Origin of the sequence: Paenibacillus sp. FSL E2-0177 (assembly GCF_037992975.1) — a bacterium.
Lineage (GTDB): Bacteria > Bacillota > Bacilli > Paenibacillales > Paenibacillaceae > Paenibacillus_AQ > Paenibacillus_AQ odorifer.
This window is the reverse complement of record NZ_CP150307.1, coordinates 584,837-602,414: the sequence shown is the minus strand read 5'-3', so window position 1 is coordinate 602,414 and position 17,578 is coordinate 584,837. Positions and strand designations below refer to the sequence as shown.

Genomic DNA, 17,578 nt, shown 5'->3' with positions numbered 1-17,578 from the left:
CCTTATGCCTCCTCAATCACCGCTGAGATGTAAACAACATTAGCCACACTAGATTTAACCTCAATTGAGATTGTACTTGCCGAAGTCGCGGCGAGGAATAGTGTGGGCAGGTGGTAGCTCTTAGCTTCCAAAAGCTGTGACGGTAGCATTACTGAGGTTTGAGCTTTACCATCGTAGAAAGTAACGTTCACTTCTACGGTGGCAGGAGATGTAAGTCTCAAGTACCCCTTGGCTTCATACATGCCCGCACCAACTGGCATGTAGTTTAGCATGCTCACATTCGATGTAGTCACTACTAAATTGTCATAGGTGTACCCGCGTGCTAAAGGTACCTCCATGATCTTTTTGTCCGATCCGCGGACTGGTACTGTATTAGCCGCAGTAGCTAGTGCCGGGGCGAATCCGCCTAGGGTGTCAGAGTTACCCCACTTGATCGGCACGTACACAATATTCGCTATCCCTGTTTCACTTGTGAGATTTGTAATCGTCCAGTTACCCGCAGAGGCTAAGGCACTAGCTCCAACGTGAGACGCTAACACCTCTGTTACCTCTATGTGCGGGTACTGCATTACGTTGGTAGTAGTCCCCAAGAGGATACAGCACTTACTGCCATCGTAGGCAAACCGCACAGACGTAAACGGCAAAACCCCTGCCGCCGAATCCGCTAAAGCTGAGGTCATGCTCCAAGCGTTAGTGAAGTTGTATCCGCCAAGGATAAGCTCCCACGCCCCGCGATTAGCTGCGTACTCATACCCCGTTATTTTCATGGTCATCATGGTTGCGTTCCAACCGACCGGAAGGGTTATCTTAATTGTGCCTGTATTATTTTGTGTACTCTTGTAAGAAGCTACGTTGCTTAGTTTTACCGATTCAGCACTATAAGTTCTCGACACAGGCCCGGTAAACTTACCCCCGGCACTGGTGATGTTAACAACCCAAGGAGTCCACGAAGCGCCGATGTTACCCACACGAGAATAAACATCCCCTGTTAAAACATCCATGACTTCTTGCTTTACATAGTTAGTCCCCGCTTTAGATATGGAGAGGACACCATACGTAACAGGTGGAGCATTTGTGGTTCCTGTAGGCTGGTAGATGATGTAGATACCGTTAGCTGTAAGGGTATTAAAGTCTGTGTTATTTGCTATCTGGCTACGAGTCATGTATAGAGGGGCATCATTGTAGCCCGTCCACATAGGAACCCAAGCCGTCCAAGGGGTCACATTTATTTTTCGGCGTACATAGGTGTTGCCGCTGGAACTAAAGAACATCTGCCATATCCAATTAGTCGCGTTGTCGTGGGTATCCCCAGCGCTTACATGTATCAAGACTTGCCCGTACCACGTTTCTGGAGTTCCTGTGGCATTGTTAGCCACTGAGTAAACCCCAGCGCTGTATGCAGTATCTAAGTTAGAAATCACGCCACCGGATCCGCCTAAGTCACTGTACGTGTTAGCGCGCGCGACCTTAGCATTAGCGTCCAGTCCAGCGTAACCACTAGCTACGTTCTTTCTAGATGCGTTTTCGATCTCTATCCACGTAGTCCAAGTTGCTCCGGTGTCTACAGAGTGACGTACAAACGTGCGGTCAGATGCCGCTACTACCGTAACCCGCTGTACAATTTGTGATGCATGTCTCCTAAACACTTCTACAATAGATTCCGCACTTGCTACAGGTGTATTGAGAATTGAACCATTCACATTGTATATCCCCGTAGTTATGAGAGTGTTCAAGTCAGAAGGAGACGCTTTGGCTAATCCGTCATTCTCCGTAAGTTGGTGCTTTTGAAACTCTTTACCGTTTAGAAGCTGTACGTTGTTTTCTAGTACCTGTACTGCTTTTGGAAGTGTAGTAGCAGCTCCAGTGTACACAGGCGACAAAGAGATGGTGGCATCTCTAACAGACGACCAAGTCTCTACAGTGATTGCAAAGGTATTGATGACAGAAGTTCGCGCTTCTATTGGGATGAAGAAACGCGAATTCGCGGTATCATAAGCGACCTCACCTATAGCAATATGTCCTGGTAAGTCATCTGTTGCTTCAATATATCTTGACGGTGCACTGTTAACTACGTTCGGTGGGCTGAGAATAACAGAGTAAGTCTTGACCAGTGCCCCTTTAGCATCATTACCTGCATAAGCCCCTGCTAGGGTGACTTTAATTCTACCGTGTACAGGACCGGAGATAATAATATCAGCCTTCTGGTTACTGACTGCTGCTAACGACAGTAGGAATGCTTGCTGTCCGTAGTAAGGAGTAGCACCTAATCGAATACCATTTCCAAGAATAAGCTTCGCCGCGTCCATAGCAGCAACGCCGTTGGCAGCACCCTTTTCTGTCTTGGGAATAGATGCATTCTTGGCGTTACTCTCTGCTGCGTTCCAAGCAGTACGCTCTGAGGATGTGATGTGCCTTGTAGTGTCGTCAACGTGCGTCTTAGTCGCGGCTAGTGTGATGTCAGGGGCGTCAAAAGGATTGGCTTTGCCTGTGATAGCTTTAAAATACTTAGCTATCCATGAGAACCACTGAGTAATAGTGCCCGTTAAACTATAGGGTGTAGCAATCGAGGGATCCGCAGTACGGTTACCTATCGTAGTGTCTGTAGCCGATCCCGCAGCACCAGCTCCAGGAGTGAGCCCGGCCAACTTCGCCTTTTCGGCAGAAGAATAATCCTCTGTTGAAAGTTGTTTTCCAGATACCTTATCCACTTTGCCCGAAAGCTGATTGGTGACCGTGGCCGCAAAGTTAGGATCATTATTCAGTGCGTCCCCAATTTCTTTAAGTGTATCGAGAGCGTCCGGTGCAGCACCGACCACAGCTTGAATACGCTGGTCCGTCTCCGTTTTGCTGTAAGTGGATGATTTATCTGCCTTTGCAAGTAGCGCAGTATCTGCATAGGTTTTAGCAGCTGATAGAGCAGCATCTGCTTTAGTCTGAGCACCGGCAGGTGTCTCCTTGGCTTTCCATTCCGCTCTTTCAGTAGCCGTTATGTGCTTAACCGCATCTTTTTTATGCGTATCAATATCTGCAGTATTTTGATCCACAAGCTCATTGACGGTCTCAATACCATCCTCAATATGATTCAAGCGTGCCGATGTAATCCTCGTACCCTCCTGGACTAATTCATAAAGCGGGCGCCCTGTCTGTGGATCAGTCTTTTGCTTTCCTGAGGCATCCTTAATCGGCTTGGTCAGATCGGGAATCTCGTCCCTCCATTGCTGCTTGTTATACGCCACCAACATTCGCCTCCAATCTCAAAACTATTTCAAAGGCAATCAAAAACCCCTTATCGTTTTTTGTAACGGTAAGGGGGTGGTCTGCCAGTATGTTACCTTCAGCATCCAGCAAGGCTGCGCCTAAAAGCTGTTTGCCGACGGCTTGCGTCTCTGTTATATAAATGTACTTTCGAACAGAAAGTCCAGCTACAACCGTGTTGTAAATAGGATACGTCGTCTGAACGCCTCCTATATTCACCTGCGCGCTGACGATGTGGCCATTCAAATTCGAAATCAACTTCTCCAGAAGCAACTGCTTAATAACGTCTGCCATTACTCCCCTCCTCCAAACGGCACTTCAAACCCGCAAATCGGGAAGTCTACTCCATGAGAGTACCCAGTACCTTTTATATTAATGACTTGCGTCGGAACTGCTGAACTAAATACTGCTCGACGAATATGAACCGGACGCACGTATTCAAAATCAGCCTGCAGACCCGCCATGTTAAACGGTTGAACTAAGGAAAATTCAAAATGGATCTCTTTTGCTAAAAAGTCCTCAGAAACATTTTTCAGCTTTCCATGCTGATTCCCTAGTTCCCGCAATAGAGGTAGCTTAAAAGGTCGGTCGCCCCAGCGCTTCCGGCGTATCGCCTCTCTACGCTCATCATCACTTCCCTCTTGAGTCTTCCGGAAGTACATCCATTCCCAGATCCACAACGCCCAGGTCGATCTTCGCAGAATAAACTGATTACTCAGATCGTCTATAGTTTGCAAACGATCGTCCATTTCCTTCTCAAAAACTGAAAAATGACGGTCTGCCATATCGATCTCATACCAATACGGTGGCAGCATTTCGCGGTATCTAAGCGGAATCATAGCAGGATCACTTCCACTCTCAAAACAGACGACAAGGGGAGAACAATATCCTCCTCATCCCCATTGAGGGTCAAACTCTCGTAATCATCCACGCCTGGCAATAGTAGCAAGGCAGCCACGTAATTGTATATTAGTTTGGACCGTCCGCTTGCGTAATCCAATACACGTTGCTGAATGGTTGCCGCCAGCACAGTCAGATCTGTACCGCTAGACGTTAGCAAGCGTGTCTCTAAGCGTACATTAAAGACCGGAGCCGGATGTACCAATAAATCATGCCCAGCGATCCGCCGCTCCTCCCACATCCATGCTTTGACCATCTCAGCGAAATCCTCTGTGATGGGCTGTCCATCCAGGTTGGTTAAATAAAGATCGATGGAGTTATCATGGCGTTCTTTTTCACGCGCTATCGCTCCACCAACACCGGACATCTCCGTGGCCCAGGTTTCATAATCTTTGCGACGTCCGCTCCCGATTTCGGTAGCAGCACGCTCCAACATCCGTAGGCGAAATGTATCGTCACTCTCCCCATCCTTGCGGATAAGACCTGCAGCCCATCCGTGACCATCAAGATACTCGGAATCTGCCCAAATCGGAAACCCTTGAACGAATCCATAAGTCCATAGCATTTGCTGCTCCGCAAGCTCTAACGCAAGTGGATACCAAAGATCATAAAAGTATTCTCCTTCTCCTGTTGGCGGCGGTGGTAGCCCTCGTTCAAGCGCCAAGGCTCTGGCACGGTTAACCCAACGTTGATAGATTTCCTCCGGCTCTTCTTCTAGGATAGGCATGTAGGGGAGTGACGGTAAATCACTCAGTTTAATGGTCATACACTAATCGCCTCCTCCAGTTCCACTTGACCCGCTAAGCCAGTTATCAATATTCTAAGATGCATCTCCTGTCCTTCTCGAATCATCGATCGCACCTCAGCACGCACAATCTCGGTATGAGCAGTCAAAGCTTCCTCCATATCTCGTTTGATCTCTACATCCTCCCAAGTAGACCACTCCGATCTCTCCACGCCAACCTCCTCGCCGTATAACACATACCTGAAACGCTCAGTATTCAGAATCTTGAGTGCTGTCTGAACTAGATATTCTTCATAAGTGCTGGTCTTCTTCGGGTAACCATCTTCAGTAAGAACGGCGCGTCGATTACGGTAATCGATTAAGTACGTCCATTTCGTAGCCGATACAACAGATTCAGTAAGTTCGACTTCTCCAATGTCCGATATATCTAACTCAGGAAAAAAACTATCCGCCACTACTGCCCACATCCTTCCCGAGCACATAATACCGCTGGCCTGTCATCCGAGAAACAATAAGCTGATCTCCAACCTTCAGAGGGCTGGGGATCGTTAGGACACCGGTTAACTTTGAAACCTCAAGTTGCTCAACCTCAAAGACTGCATCGATACGGCGTTCCTGCAGATATTCTGCAAAGACCAGTTTATCTGCAAGATAAGGTTCCGGGTCACCTTCTACCTGAATTTTCGGATTACCTGGCCAGCTCAATAATGTCGCTCGTTCGGTATCTCGAGAGTCAATATGACCTTTCGTCTTTTCCTTCAACAAATTCAATGCGTCATTTAGCAACGTTATTCCCTCCTTTCCAGTTCAAGCTTCACAGTGTATAACCCATTCTTAAAACTGCTTTCTGCAGACTCTACAATCCACTTGGAGGTATGGTCCGTTTTGATCAACACCATCCAGCCAGCCCGAAGCCCTGTCAGCGTATGGTCTTCATGCTTGACAGTAATTTTCTTAATCTGCTTCGCCTGCGACAAAGCCTTCAGGCGCTGCGTAGCAATCGTAGCTGGGTCCTCATCTTCTTCCACTTCAATGATCTCTTCCATCCTGCCCATGGCTTGAACTGCACCAGCTGCTGTCTTAGTAACTGATGAAGCAAGCTTATCGTCCTTATACTTCTGTGCGGTGACAACCGTGTAAGTCTCCTCAATGCTATAACCAGCGGTGCTAGCCTCCATCTGTTCCGGGATAAACACAGGAACAAGGGTGTTCGTTCCCTCCCTAACTACCTGCAGATAGAAACTAGTATCCGTCCGGACTACATCTACATGATAACGGTAGCCGCTACGCTCATATGCCTTTTGCAGCACATCCAAGATAACTTCTGAGTGGAACATCGTGCCATAGCGTTCATCCAAGTTAAACCCTAACGAAGGACAACGAAAATCAATTCCGGTAGTTTTGATATAACGCTGCAGCTCCGCGCCGGCTTCACCCTTTAGGTATGGGCGTGTGCCTTTGTTCTTCGCTAAATACCAACTCATCTCCCGAGCTTCAACCTCCCATTCATCCGTGAACTCATTTTGTTCATACTTGATGATGGGTCCATAGAAGAACTGGTTCTTGTGATGAAGCACTCCCATGCCTTTCAGCCGTGACGAAAAGCACATCAGCATACCGGCTACCTTCAGATCAGCAGCGTTACGGAGTCGAACAGTTGCGCTACGTGCGATTTCATCTCGTGCTGAAGACCAGGACAATTCAACTGCCGCATCCGTCAACAGCTGTCGATTACTCTCCTTTCCGTAAAGGATCGCAAAGTTATCCATCTCAACCCCGCCTTTTATTTAACACTAGAGTTCTTATCCAAAATCCGTTCTTTTTGAGCCAGATAATCAAAGGTGCCTTTAGCGTTAGCAGTGGATTTCTTCTCTTCATTTTTCTTCTTTTTTTCTTCTGCTTTCTTCGATTTCTCATTTTTCTTCGTCTTATTCTTCTTGTCCGTTTTCCCCGTTGTATTAGGTCGACTTTTGGATGACTTGGTTATGATTACACCCGGTTTCAAGAGCTGCTTTGTATTGGAATACGAAACAATTTTAACTGGGTTGAACTCTACAAAATTAAATGTGATATGCAGATTCGCCTGGCCATCTTTATACGTGGCCTCGAAACTTTCAAACCACATGGTTTGCGAAAAGAGCGATTCAAAGTTGATCACAACCGGCTTGAGCTTCCATTCCTCCATCAACTTCCAAGCCTGTTCAGGAGACTGGTAAGCGACCGTCTCTTTTCCAGTCTCCCAAAGCTCTTCCCAGACTCGCGGGAAGAGCGTAGAAAAAGAGACCCGCTTCAGCTTCGAAGTGAGTCTCTTACTTGTCTTCTCTTCACCGGTGATTACTACAAAGGAGTCTACCTCATTGCTGCTAATGATCTGTATCTCTGCCGGTGTAATTGGAAAAGTGAAGCGATTCTTATCACGTATCATGGTCAGCATGATTATCCCCCACTTTCCAGAGCATTGTACAACTCTTCGCCGAAAACCTTGCGGAACAGCGCTCGTCCCTGCGGGCTGGTCAGCATCTTAGCGAATTCAGCAAAGTTGGTAATTCCCTTGGCTAGTTCACCAAAATCGATGTTGATGTTCTCAATTACGATATCGCGGATCGCTGCAGGTGCCTGCGCTAATGTCTTCGCTACCGGGATACTGGAAGATCTCATACCTACCGCACCACCATCTGCATAGGGACGAACACCAAGCAGGCTCCCCGCCTGTTCCCACAATGCTCTTCCTCGTTTACTCCGCTGCCGCGAAAGTGGAATGATCATCTCTGGACCAGCTTCACCGACCAGTCCCATATGTGGAGCACTGATAAGCCCACCATCAGCGTACTTCTTCTTGCGCTTTTTCCGACGTCCAAAGAATCCAGAAATGCCATCATACATTTTCGTGGCCAACTTCTCACCGCCGATTGTTCCTAACAGCCCCCCAATTGCACCGCCAACGGCTGTTCCTACACCAGGCATGAGGAAGGTACCAAGCATTGCACCTGTTGCGGCGCCACCTAAGATCCCCCCTCCAATTCCACCAGCTACTTTAGCAGTCTGTCGCCCGCGCTTTCCTTTACCAGCAAAGAGGATATCCCAAGCATCCATGGCGTAGCCAACAGGTCGAACCACTTTGCCAAGTAATTTCGTACTTCTGGCAAAGGTTTTCATCTTGGCAGCCTGCCTACGCAATTGATGACCCGTCGAGCGTATTTTATAAGCATCAGTGAGGCTACTCGCTTTACTCATCGCCTTGGTGTAACGCTTCAGGCCTTGCCTTTTCACCATTTCAAGCGAACCATGGATCCCTTCGGCATAGCCGGCTCCGTAACCTATTCTGTCGTTGTTATCATCAATGTAGGCCTTCGCCTTATAAGCTTGAGTTCGCAAAGGTTGCGCGCCAACAATGCCTCCATTTGCATAAGCCCGTACACCCAGCATCGCGCCAGCTCGTTCCCACAGTTCCACCCCTCGCTGCCGGCGCCCTGCAGAGAGAGGAATAATCGCTTCCGGTCCCGCCTCACCGACTAACCCGATATGAGGTCGAGTAATAATATCGCCGTTTGCATATGCGGCACCACCACTGGATTTCATAAGACTTGGTGCACTAAATGATTTCGTAGACCCTGCTCCAGTCAGGGTATTCAGAATACCCATAGCACCGATTGCTGTCGACTTAAGTTCTGGGAATTTACTCTGCATCCCCTTGGAAATCCTCGTAATAATGGTACTGCCCCAGCTTTCACTCTGACTCGTAACCGTTTCTATCGATAGCAGCTGCTGCTTCGTCTCATCAGTCGCCGTCTTTACTGCAGTCCCGATTCCGAGCATACTCGCTCCCGCTGCACCAGCACCCTGAACAATTCCAGCAGTGCTGATTTTCGTGGTTACACCTAACTGCTGAGTCTGTCCAGCTGTTTTCTGTGCAGCTGCTCCAACAGCCTGCACGTTTTGCTGAGCATTGCCCGATTCTGTGCTTTTCCACGCGCCAACAAATGTATTTTTAATCTTATCGACCGTTTCCTTAACGCCGCTCTCGTTAACAGCACTAGTTAATGCGGTCTTTAATCCATCCTTGGCGACATTGGCCCGGAAAGCGTTGAAGGTCTCCTGTAATTGTTTTTCTCGTTCTGGGGTCAGGTTACCAAAGGTGATCTTTGCTTCAGGTGGGGGTTTAACCTCTGGCTTTTTCTCTTCCTTTTTCTTGGTGATGCCGAGCCATCCACCTATTGAAGCTGCTGCATCCTTAATGCCGCCAGCAGCCGAAACCACTCCATCTACGACAGACTTAGTGATTCCGCTTGAATCAGCCATGGAACCCAGTTTATCGCCAACCCATCCGCCTGCTGCCGCTCCTAATGCAGTGCCTATTGGTCCAGCTAATGAACCAACAACACCCCCGAGGATTCCCCCTGCTGTACCTCCGATTAATGATCCACCTGTAGACGATACTCCAGCTTTAAGCCCATCGTCTTTTGATGCTTGATACAGGTCATACCCTGACAATCCAATACCAGCTACAGTACCTGCAATTCCTAATGCCTTTACGGCTTTGGTACCACCCTTGGCCAAGCCTTTCAATACTCCCCGCCTAGCTGGTACATCTGAAACATCTGATATAATATCCGGGATTGATGATGTCCCACGAAGCCGAGCGGTATTACGGTAAGTAACTCGTCCTCTTCTCGCGGAAACGTCTGGAATTGAGTCAACATCAGGAATATTAGTGGTCCGCGTACCCCGGCGCGCTCTGATTGAGCCTGCACCTCCACTGCCACCAGTTGTTGTTCGGGTGTTAGATCCAGTCGCACCGGTGCGCCCGCGCCGGGTTAACCTACCTCCAGAGCGACTGCCTTGCCCGCCAAGAGAGCCACCCAGACCGCCAGCTTCATTAAGATAAACAACACTGGCATTTACAGTCATGGATGATAAAGAACTCAGGCTGCCACCCAAGCCTCCACTTGATCCACCGGTGGTGCCACGTCTCAGTCTGAATCTACGGAGGGTGGAAGTATTGACCTCTTCAATTGGATTTGAAGTTGAGGTATTGGTTCCCCATCGACCACTTACCTTGCCTAGATCATTTAAAACTCCCTTTCCAAATTTCAGACCCTTTATAGCAGCTACGCTACCTCCGAGGATCATCAAAGAGTTATTGATCAAAGAAAAGTGATCGCTATATATACTTGTTGCTTTGCTGACAAAACCAACAACTTTAGTTCCTAGTTCCTGTATTTCATCTTTATTTTCCGTGATAAGAGTATTGAATTCTTTCAGTACAGGTAAGACAGCCGTCGAAAGGTTTGCCCCCAAATCCTGCATCTGTTGATCAATCTCTGCACGGGTCTGAATGATACTGGTCATCGGGTTGGCATCTTGTTGAGCTTTGACCATCCTATCGGTAGTTCCTGCAATCTCTGCAGGAGCCGGCTGAAATGGAACCTGAAAGGTCTTCAGAATAGCATTCCCGTTGTCCTCTGCAGTAGCTGAGCCGAGCGAAACTAACGAAGCTTTCAACTGGCTCTGTGTTTGACTGGCCAGGTCCCCGACCAGAGCCATCAGAGCGCCCTTCGCCCGCTGCTCATCACCAGAATTTATATCACTGGTAAATGCCGCAGCTTGTTTCGCTGCATCGTTCTTACCCGCTCCGCGCAAAGTGAAGTACTTCTCCATATCACCCGAGTCGAGTGCTTTGACACCAAACGTCTCCTTAATAAAGTCCGCCGGCTTGTCAAAATTGAAAGCTCCCTCCTTGACGCTTTGGGTCAAGAAGTTGGCCATCTGCCCGGAGTTCGCTCCGGTATTTTTGAAATATCCGGAATACTCCCAGAATGTATCGAAGAGATCTTTCTGTGGATCGCCTACTTGGCTGTAGGCGTATGCCATACTGTCTGCAACAGAAGCGTAAGATTCTTTGAAGGTATTCGCGGATTGCGAGAGTCCTCTCCCAATTTCCTCAACACTAGCATCTGGAATAAGAAATTGGAGTTGCGCAGCCGAGGTCAACATGTCACCCGCCTGTGATTTATCCCGAACCATTGGTGCTAAATCTCCCAGCATTCCAGCTGCCTGAGCTTGCGAAGCCACAAGTCCTTTGGCATGCAGCTGATTACCTACTTGAAGAGCATTGATCCGGTCCTTTTCAGGTATGACCGATGCACTGCGGGAGGCCTCGGAATAGTAGTCCATGACATTTCCGAATAAGGCGTCTTTGATTCCGCCGCCGATCAGAATTGCGCCAGCTGTTGCCGCCAAAGTGGTTAATCTTGAGGAAATTCCGTCAATGACTGGACTGACCCCATCTTGCGCTTGTATATGCACCCGCGAATCGCTCATACCGCGGATTTCAGCATCCGCACGAGATGCTGAGCGACGCAATTCATCTGCTCCTGATTGAGCGCGGCGAAAGATATCATCAACGTTTGCGCGCCCCAGTCGACGTACCTCATCTGATGCGTTACCGACCCGGCTCCCCAAATCATCCGCTGCGCTCCGGGAACGCCGAAGATCAGATACCAGGTTATTCCCCATCTGTCCTGCGGCACGCCTGAAGTCGAGCAAATCATCTGTGGCTCCACGGAGTGCTGTTCGTATATTCCGGACAGCACCGGAAATAAGGTCCTGCGCTTCGAACGGGACCGTCACTTTTGTTGTCGCTGCTATGGTTGTTCACCTCCATCCTGCCTATTTCTTGTTAGCCAGGCGTTTGGCTTCTTCTTCAGCAATCATCCCCGCGGCAAGACAGAAATAATACTGCCGCTGTTTATCCACCTCATACGGTAGGATTTCAGCCGGCAGCCGCTTCTGGTTAATCCAAAAGGATGCTACCCAGCTTGCTTCTCCGTCTTGCTTGATGAGTTTTTTGCTTCTTTCATAAGTTCGTCCTTTGTTTCTTGGAAATTACGCACTGCTTTGCTAAGCTCCGAATAATCAGCAGGATTGTCTAGAATACGCGGTGGCAGCTCATATTTACTGGTGCAATTGAAGGCGAGTAGTAAATCTTTATTGTTCCAATCAAATTCATGTTCGGTTGCCTTAACGATCATGACGTCGATCTCGTTATAGGAATCTTTAGGATCACCATTTTCCTCATAAGCCAACTCATAAGACCGGCGTACTTCTATGGTGGTCAGGCGGCGTACAGACCAGTCTTCTCCGTCTGCTGGTACCGTGATGGTATCATCGTTTCGACCTGATTTGCCCTTGGATAGGTATTTTTCTAATTTATCGCTCATAGTGATTCTTCCTCCAATTTTTAATTGATATGAGATAAAGAAAAAGAGACGGTTACCCGTCCCTATGCCATATAATCCGGAAACTGTTCAATAAAATCAAAATCATTCGCCGTACCAGAAAGCGTGATATCGATGCCATTGTTGTCGTCAATCTTGGCAACCAGCAAATCCATTTCATCATGAATATGCACACCGCTGATCATCACCCGTTCTACATTGCCAGTCTGCATGTCCTCAAGAGAGCCTGTGATCCGGTCTAGGAACATCGTCTTACCTGCCTTGAAATCAGCCAGGAGCCTGTAACGAAGAGAGGACTCCAGTTTTGACATAACCAACTTTACGGTGATCTCATACCCGACAATCTGTTTCGTCTTAGACATCTTCCGCGCACGGATAATATCCAGTGTCTCCGGCTTCAGAATAACCTCTACTTCTTTAATGGTCTGAATAGAGTCGCCATTGTCATCCTGTACGGATAAATTACGGCCAATAAGTTCGCGTTCCATCGATTACGCCACCTCCCAATCAATATTAAAGATCTCAATCGCGTCCAGCGGTTTTGCAGACAGGGAGAAGTAAGCATAATCCATATCACTTTTCTTCGTTGGATGTTCGGTAAATGTAAACTCTGAGTCAATCGCCTTCTGTCCAGCACGAGTCTTCAGATAACTAACGACTGCTGCGATAAACATCCCCCGACCATCCTTGTCATTGTCCAGCTTAGCCTTGTTTGCTTTGCCAGCAGCGTAGATGTCATTTAAAATTTGGTCTATCGTCATGGAAACTCGAATCTTACCGAAGTCCTCCCGTTCCCCTGCCCCAAGCGTGGTCAATGTGTTCACTGCCGACTCAATAATATAGTCGTAGCCGTCGCGGGTAGCCATCAGTGTGCCTTCGGCCAACCCCTTCAAAACTTCGCTATGACTCCAGTCCACTAGAGCTTCAGTCATTGGTATCTTAACACCCGTAAATGATTTATTCGCCGGTGTTCCAGCGGCTAAACCAGCTACCCACGCTGCCCACTGCAGGGAAGTATAGATCTTTCCGTTAGAATGTTCGCCAGCTAAAGAGCAATTGATGATAAAACGAGCATTAGCAGCGCGGCTGCGTGTGTTGTGAACTTCAATATCATCATCAGACCCCGATGCTCCTGCAATGACCAGTTGTGCAAGTTTGCGAGCCTTGGTGCGGCGATCCAGCAACCATTGTTTCGCGGCTGCCTGAACCGAAGCTTCAGAAGAAGGCAAGTACACGACATCAAACACTAAACCATCAATCCGATTAAATATACCGCTCCAATTGGCTGCCGTAATCGTTGCAGTTCCAGTGATTCCACCGGCTAACTTCGTGTAGGCAACATCAGCCAACGTCGTTGAACCTGTGTCTTTAAAACGCACCATATTGGACTTTTTCAGAGCATTAATTGCTTCCATTTTATCAGCGACCAAGAACGTCTCAGTATCATAGATACCTTTCGTATCCCGAATGACAATTTCTTTCTTTGTTGCATCCACCAGACTCGTCCGAATTAGGTACTCGAAATCATTTCCGCGAGTGCCTGGATAACGGGCCTCAATGGTATAGCTGCTGGCTACTGCAACGGATGCTGCCACCTCACTGCCGTTGGTGACACGGTAACCGATAACGGTCGCCCCGTTCTCAGCTGCTAGCTCCAACTCATCTACCAACAGTCCAGATTCTTTCAAACGCTCCGACTGATCCGCCATATCCACTGCTTTATTTGGCAATCCCCACTCAGCTTGATACGGTATCAAAACGCGACCAGATACCGATAGAACACGAGACTTTGCAACCGCCTGCAGCTCCACATACGCGCCTGGTCTATTCCGTTGTATCGACATTCACTGTTTCCTCCTTTTTTGTCAGTCCCAAATAGGCCTGCACCTTTTGAATAACTTCCTGCTGAGTCAGCAGGGTATCTTCGTCACAATCAAAAAGAGCACCGGCAATCTCGAAGCGTTCCCGCTTCAAAACCACTGCGCTCTCAATCCATTCCTGCTTTGTTCGCTTGTTCAGGTCATTTAGAACAACATCAGCGCCCTGGCGTATCTGTTTTTTTAGGTTCATGCTTTAAATATTCCTCCCTTTTTCCGGACCAAAAAAACCGCCTCTCCGTAGGCGGTTAGTGCCGTACTAACGTTTTCCGTTAGCGTTAACAACCAATCAGTTTAACTTTCATCTTTGAAATGAAAATGTTCATGATGGATCGCATCCATTCCAACCAACTTACTACTCTTTCTATGGTAGTATGCGAAGTTATTATTTAGCGGCATTCGAAGTAATTGATAATTGTGATCTCTTGGCAAAGCTTCAACTTCATTAATGGCTAACTCACGTGTGGTGTAAACACCTATTGGAAAGAAATTCGGAAAATCAATTGAAGCGTCAGCAACGAAAATCCCCCAAACATAATCATTTGGCACATAATTCACCCTTATCCTTTAGTCGTTCTAAAACCTGAGTTAAGTATTCGGGGACCAGTTGGATTATCCTGCTCATTAGCTTAACAATAGAATCAAATATTAAATTCAACTTCGATCAATAACAAATTCATTAATCTTCTGAACTTGTTGCCCATCATCTTTGATCATAAGTTTCGGAACATGCAGCAAATATGAATAACGAAATGTAACTTCCATCTGGTCATTCATAGGCCGCGTGCGCGGCGTCTCAACGACGAGCATCACCCCAAAGCGCTCTGATACCACACAGAACCGCCGCTGGCGAAGGAAGAGAAAGAAAGGAGATAAGTCTAAGGGGATCGGTTCTCCTTTGTCCTCATCCCCGATACTTTCAATGTCGTAATGAAAGACCAGACCCACGTCCTCAATGATCCGGTTCGATTGGGGTGTATGCGTCTTATCAGACACAAGGTCTGTTTCAATAAAAACGCTAGGACGATCAAATTGACCTGCCAACCATTTCGACTTTTCCCGCAGGATCGGCAAGTCAGGGTACACCCGCTTCACAATATCAGCCCAGGCTTTCAATCCCACATCCATCATGACAGCATCCTCCCCAGCTCTTTCTCCAACCGCTTCGTAATCAATGCGTTCACACCACCTTCCAATTCCTTCACAGCGATGTCAAAGTAATGACGTCCAATAAACGACCGCGGCTTTGCCATAAAGCCAGTCTTTGCAGCCGGATCATATACAAACTGACCATTTGCCTTCCAGAATCCAGGAACATAATGTGCTTTACGGATGGTGTATCCATCATTGAGATGGCGTGCATAAGGAAGGTTGGAACCAACTTCGATAGTAATAGAATTGCGGTCAACATCCCATTCCCAAATGTTATTGTCCTCTCCACGAGTAAAGGAGTTCCACATCAATCCAGTGTCAATCAGATCCTGTTTATCAATCTCATCGATGATCAGGTTCAAAAGTGTTTCGCCCACAGCCTCAGCAATGTTCTTAAGGATCTGACTAACCCCTTCGTCGCTCAGCTTCTTGAATTTCTTCGCTAGGCCGTCAAAGTCATGCATGTTCACTGCCCTTCACCTCGCAAGTCACCAATAACTCACGCCAGTAATGGCGTGGGTTAGAGTCAATCACCAGATACCTGCGTCCGAACAGCAATACTTCGTCACTGATTCGAACGTCCGCTGTCTTCGGAACCCCGATTGTTTTTTTGACAATGTATATGACCGGGGTGGAATCTGCCTTGGCATCAGTCTGCGTCTTAACAACGAAACACTTCAAATCAGAAACCTTTCCAGACTTCCGATCGCTAAACAGGTTGTCCGCATCCTGCTGGCGGCCGACCCGGTACACCGCCAGCGGGGTATTCATACGGTGATTCATAGTAAATAGGCCGTAATGTTTCCATCATCCGGCCCGGACTGCTGCTTTTTGACCCACAGGAAGAGAATAGAATCCACATCGGCATTCCCTGTAGTCTTCCCTTCTACTGCCTGCCGGGTATATGTCCAGGCACCGTCACTTTCCGCTGAATAGCCGCGGGCGACTGAAGCTAGGTATTCCTCGCTGTCCTGCAGTGCCAGTGACTCCGCAAGCTTCACCCAGGCCAACATGAGCTGCTTGTCTGCTATTACTGGGAATGAAATAGGCAAATACAGCTCAATACGGGTCTGCGCATCATCAATGTACTGATCAAGTTGCTTGTCAGTCGCTTCCTGCACGGCGCTGACACGGCTACGTTCCTTAAGGAGTGTCGCTGTCAGCATCAGGCACACCGCCGCCTTCCAGCGCCTTCAGGGCAGCGATCAGCTCCGGCTTCTTCAGGTCGGCAAAACCATCAATTCCAGCCTTCTTCGCCTTGTCCTTCAGTTGGGGAACTGTCAGATCTTCCAGCAGAATGACCTTCTCCGCATTCACTTCAAAATCAGGATGCTCATGCAGTTTTTCCAGCACAACTGAATCTTCCACCAGTACCGGCTTAGCCGGCTCAAAACGAATACTATACAGCCGAAGCGAGGCGTTCTTGCCTCTGTAGGTCACGTATGGCATTAGAATTCCACCCCTTCCACATAGGCCAGAGCTTGTGGCTCTTCAAAAATAGAATCATAGTCAGAATGAATTGCGTAAAAGCGCTTATCAGTCCAGATTGCCTCCTTGCCCTCAGTCGTCTTACGAATTTGCATGTCATAAGTATGGACCATCGCAAAGTTCGGCTGATATGTGAAGAGAATCGCTCCTTCTGGCATACTCCAGACCTCTTCAACATCATAAGCGTTGACTTTCTTCGTGCCCCCCAAGATCTGCAATTGAATAGATGCGCTGGTGTCCTTCTCAGCCAGCATTTGTAGTCGCTCACTGAAGGTATTTGGATGCATGAAGTATTTAAATACCCCACCAGCACGATAACGGGTTGGTATCGCACGCTCAACCTCAAACAAAATTCCTGTTTTCTCTTTAGCCGAAAGTGTCTTCCAATCTAAATAATGACCGGTGGTACGCGCCTTCTTCAACCAACCATCATTTATGCTCAGAAACTCATAATCCGGATCAGTGTTCAGAGTTGCCGTATCACCATTAAAGCCGATGTCTTGCATATTCTCACCGTAGTTGTTAGCCATAGCCCGCATAATGATATCCTCTGCGTTTTGGCCACGCACCCGCTGAGTTTGGCGAATAAATTCCTCGGTAATATCAAATGGAACAATTACTGGCTCTACTGAATATGGAATCTGTGGAAAGGTCAGACCAGGCGTGTTGGAAGCCATAATATTCTCTTTTTTACTCCGCATGTTACGGCCTCGTACACCCACCTTGTCAATAGTCCCTTTGGAACTCTTCCGATTCTCATGACGGATGCCTTTAAGGAAACCATTAACCTCATACGCCATATCGGTGAAGGCTTCCACTTCCTCATAGTTCAAGGCATTTTGGTCCATTGGTGTAACGATGGTTGATTTACGAATGCTCGTACTAGCGATGTTACCGTTCGTTCTCATGATTTGCATTCCTCC

Annotated in this window: 20 protein-coding genes; all 20 read right to left on the bottom strand. The window is 47.8% G+C overall.

The window, feature by feature from the left end; genetic code table 11:
- Window positions 1–2 precede the first annotated feature (2 nt).
- The 20 genes from MHI25_RS02735 to MHI25_RS02640 all read right to left on the bottom strand — a co-directional run bounded on the left by MHI25_RS02735 (window position 3) and on the right by MHI25_RS02640 (window position 17,563).
- Window positions 3–3,236: a pyocin knob domain-containing protein gene (locus tag MHI25_RS02735; RefSeq protein ID WP_340394932.1), complete on the bottom strand. Its 3,234-nt coding sequence runs from the start codon at window positions 3,234–3,236 to the stop codon at window positions 3–5.
- Entirely contained in the window at window positions 3,226–3,549 is a 324-nt protein-coding gene (locus MHI25_RS02730) for a hypothetical protein (protein ID WP_340394931.1), read from the bottom strand. Before MHI25_RS02730 ends, MHI25_RS02735 begins: the two co-directional genes overlap by 11 nt.
- Window positions 3,549–4,094, bottom strand: coding sequence for a hypothetical protein (locus MHI25_RS02725; RefSeq protein WP_340394930.1), 546 nt, complete (start codon window positions 4,092–4,094; stop codon window positions 3,549–3,551). Before MHI25_RS02725 ends, MHI25_RS02730 begins: the two co-directional genes overlap by 1 nt.
- Window positions 4,091–4,921 carry a baseplate J/gp47 family protein gene (locus MHI25_RS02720; RefSeq protein WP_340394929.1) on the bottom strand — a complete coding sequence of 277 codons (831 nt, stop codon included), beginning with the start codon at window positions 4,919–4,921 and terminating at the stop codon, window positions 4,091–4,093. The genes MHI25_RS02725 and MHI25_RS02720 overlap by 4 nt, the downstream gene beginning before the upstream one ends.
- Entirely contained in the window at window positions 4,918–5,355 is a 438-nt protein-coding gene (locus MHI25_RS02715) for a DUF2634 domain-containing protein (RefSeq protein WP_256715244.1), read from the bottom strand. The genes MHI25_RS02720 and MHI25_RS02715 overlap by 4 nt, the downstream gene beginning before the upstream one ends.
- Window positions 5,345–5,686 carry a hypothetical protein gene (locus MHI25_RS02710; RefSeq protein WP_076138588.1) on the bottom strand — a complete coding sequence of 114 codons (342 nt, stop codon included), beginning with the start codon at window positions 5,684–5,686 and terminating at the stop codon, window positions 5,345–5,347. The genes MHI25_RS02715 and MHI25_RS02710 overlap by 11 nt, the downstream gene beginning before the upstream one ends.
- 2 nt (window positions 5,687–5,688) lie before the next feature.
- Complete coding sequence (locus MHI25_RS02705; protein WP_340394928.1) at window positions 5,689–6,669, bottom strand: hypothetical protein; 981 nt, start codon at window positions 6,667–6,669, stop codon at window positions 5,689–5,691.
- A 14-nt stretch (window positions 6,670–6,683) separates the two neighbouring features.
- Window positions 6,684–7,334, bottom strand: a complete 651-nt coding sequence (locus MHI25_RS02700) for a hypothetical protein (RefSeq protein WP_340394927.1) — start codon at window positions 7,332–7,334, stop codon at window positions 6,684–6,686.
- A gap of 2 nt (window positions 7,335–7,336) precedes the next feature.
- Window positions 7,337–11,530, bottom strand: a complete 4,194-nt coding sequence (locus MHI25_RS02695; RefSeq protein ID WP_340394926.1) for a hypothetical protein — start codon at window positions 11,528–11,530, stop codon at window positions 7,337–7,339.
- 179 nt (window positions 11,531–11,709) lie between these two features.
- Window positions 11,710–12,120 carry a hypothetical protein gene (locus MHI25_RS02690; RefSeq protein WP_340394925.1) on the bottom strand — a complete coding sequence of 137 codons (411 nt, stop codon included), beginning with the start codon at window positions 12,118–12,120 and terminating at the stop codon, window positions 11,710–11,712.
- A gap of 62 nt (window positions 12,121–12,182) precedes the next feature.
- On the bottom strand, window positions 12,183–12,626 hold the full coding sequence (locus MHI25_RS02685) for a phage tail tube protein (protein ID WP_060622117.1): 444 nt from the start codon (window positions 12,624–12,626) through the stop codon (window positions 12,183–12,185).
- A 3-nt stretch (window positions 12,627–12,629) separates the two neighbouring features.
- Entirely contained in the window at window positions 12,630–13,982 is a 1,353-nt protein-coding gene (locus MHI25_RS02680; RefSeq protein WP_340394924.1) for a phage tail sheath subtilisin-like domain-containing protein, read from the bottom strand.
- The gene (locus tag MHI25_RS02675) at window positions 13,963–14,208 is read right to left on the bottom strand and encodes a hypothetical protein (RefSeq protein ID WP_340394923.1); all 246 of its coding nucleotides are present in this window, start codon (window positions 14,206–14,208) and stop codon (window positions 13,963–13,965) included. The genes MHI25_RS02680 and MHI25_RS02675 overlap by 20 nt, the downstream gene beginning before the upstream one ends.
- A 101-nt stretch (window positions 14,209–14,309) precedes the next feature.
- Window positions 14,310–14,564 carry a hypothetical protein gene (locus MHI25_RS02670; RefSeq protein WP_340394922.1) on the bottom strand — a complete coding sequence of 85 codons (255 nt, stop codon included), beginning with the start codon at window positions 14,562–14,564 and terminating at the stop codon, window positions 14,310–14,312.
- A gap of 105 nt (window positions 14,565–14,669) precedes the next feature.
- Window positions 14,670–15,146, bottom strand: a complete 477-nt coding sequence (locus MHI25_RS02665) for a hypothetical protein (protein ID WP_340394921.1) — start codon at window positions 15,144–15,146, stop codon at window positions 14,670–14,672.
- The gene (locus MHI25_RS02660; RefSeq protein WP_340395651.1) at window positions 15,143–15,631 is read right to left on the bottom strand and encodes an HK97 gp10 family phage protein; all 489 of its coding nucleotides are present in this window, start codon (window positions 15,629–15,631) and stop codon (window positions 15,143–15,145) included. The genes MHI25_RS02665 and MHI25_RS02660 overlap by 4 nt, the downstream gene beginning before the upstream one ends.
- Window positions 15,624–15,950, bottom strand: a complete 327-nt coding sequence (locus MHI25_RS02655) for a hypothetical protein (protein WP_340394920.1) — start codon at window positions 15,948–15,950, stop codon at window positions 15,624–15,626. The genes MHI25_RS02660 and MHI25_RS02655 overlap by 8 nt, the downstream gene beginning before the upstream one ends.
- A complete protein-coding gene (locus tag MHI25_RS02650) occupies window positions 15,947–16,333 on the bottom strand; it encodes a hypothetical protein (protein ID WP_340394919.1) in 387 nt (128 codons plus the stop codon). The genes MHI25_RS02655 and MHI25_RS02650 overlap by 4 nt, the downstream gene beginning before the upstream one ends.
- Window positions 16,311–16,616 carry a Rho termination factor N-terminal domain-containing protein gene (locus MHI25_RS02645; protein WP_340394918.1) on the bottom strand — a complete coding sequence of 102 codons (306 nt, stop codon included), beginning with the start codon at window positions 16,614–16,616 and terminating at the stop codon, window positions 16,311–16,313. The genes MHI25_RS02650 and MHI25_RS02645 overlap by 23 nt, the downstream gene beginning before the upstream one ends.
- Complete coding sequence (locus MHI25_RS02640; RefSeq protein WP_340394917.1) at window positions 16,616–17,563, bottom strand: major capsid protein; 948 nt, start codon at window positions 17,561–17,563, stop codon at window positions 16,616–16,618. The genes MHI25_RS02645 and MHI25_RS02640 overlap by 1 nt, the downstream gene beginning before the upstream one ends.
- Window positions 17,564–17,578: the final 15 nt, after the last annotated feature.

Bases quoted from the DNA above. Each gene is read 5' to 3' on its own strand.
- MHI25_RS02730 (WP_340394931.1), bottom strand. From the start codon at position 3,549: ATGGCAGACGTTATTAAGCAGTTGCTTCTGGAGAAGTTGATTTCGAAT.
- MHI25_RS02725 (WP_340394930.1), bottom strand. From the start codon at position 4,094: ATGATTCCGCTTAGATACCGCGAAATGCTGCCACCGTATTGGTATGAG.
- MHI25_RS02720 (WP_340394929.1), bottom strand. From the start codon at position 4,921: ATGACCATTAAACTGAGTGATTTACCGTCACTCCCCTACATGCCTATC.
- MHI25_RS02705 (WP_340394928.1), bottom strand. From the start codon at position 6,669: ATGGATAACTTTGCGATCCTTTACGGAAAGGAGAGTAATCGACAGCTG.
- MHI25_RS02700 (WP_340394927.1), bottom strand. From the start codon at position 7,334: ATGCTGACCATGATACGTGATAAGAATCGCTTCACTTTTCCAATTACA.
- MHI25_RS02690 (WP_340394925.1), bottom strand. From the start codon at position 12,120: ATGAGCGATAAATTAGAAAAATACCTATCCAAGGGCAAATCAGGTCGA.
- MHI25_RS02685 (WP_060622117.1), bottom strand. From the start codon at position 12,626: ATGGAACGCGAACTTATTGGCCGTAATTTATCCGTACAGGATGACAAT.
- MHI25_RS02680 (WP_340394924.1), bottom strand. From the start codon at position 13,982: ATGTCGATACAACGGAATAGACCAGGCGCGTATGTGGAGCTGCAGGCG.
- MHI25_RS02675 (WP_340394923.1), bottom strand. From the start codon at position 14,208: ATGAACCTAAAAAAACAGATACGCCAGGGCGCTGATGTTGTTCTAAAT.
- MHI25_RS02665 (WP_340394921.1), bottom strand. From the start codon at position 15,146: ATGATGGATGTGGGATTGAAAGCCTGGGCTGATATTGTGAAGCGGGTG.
- MHI25_RS02660 (WP_340395651.1), bottom strand. From the start codon at position 15,631: ATGCATGACTTTGACGGCCTAGCGAAGAAATTCAAGAAGCTGAGCGAC.
- MHI25_RS02655 (WP_340394920.1), bottom strand. From the start codon at position 15,950: ATGAATCACCGTATGAATACCCCGCTGGCGGTGTACCGGGTCGGCCGC.
- MHI25_RS02650 (WP_340394919.1), bottom strand. From the start codon at position 16,333: ATGCTGACAGCGACACTCCTTAAGGAACGTAGCCGTGTCAGCGCCGTG.
- MHI25_RS02645 (WP_340394918.1), bottom strand. From the start codon at position 16,616: ATGCCATACGTGACCTACAGAGGCAAGAACGCCTCGCTTCGGCTGTAT.
- MHI25_RS02640 (WP_340394917.1), bottom strand. From the start codon at position 17,563: ATGAGAACGAACGGTAACATCGCTAGTACGAGCATTCGTAAATCAACC.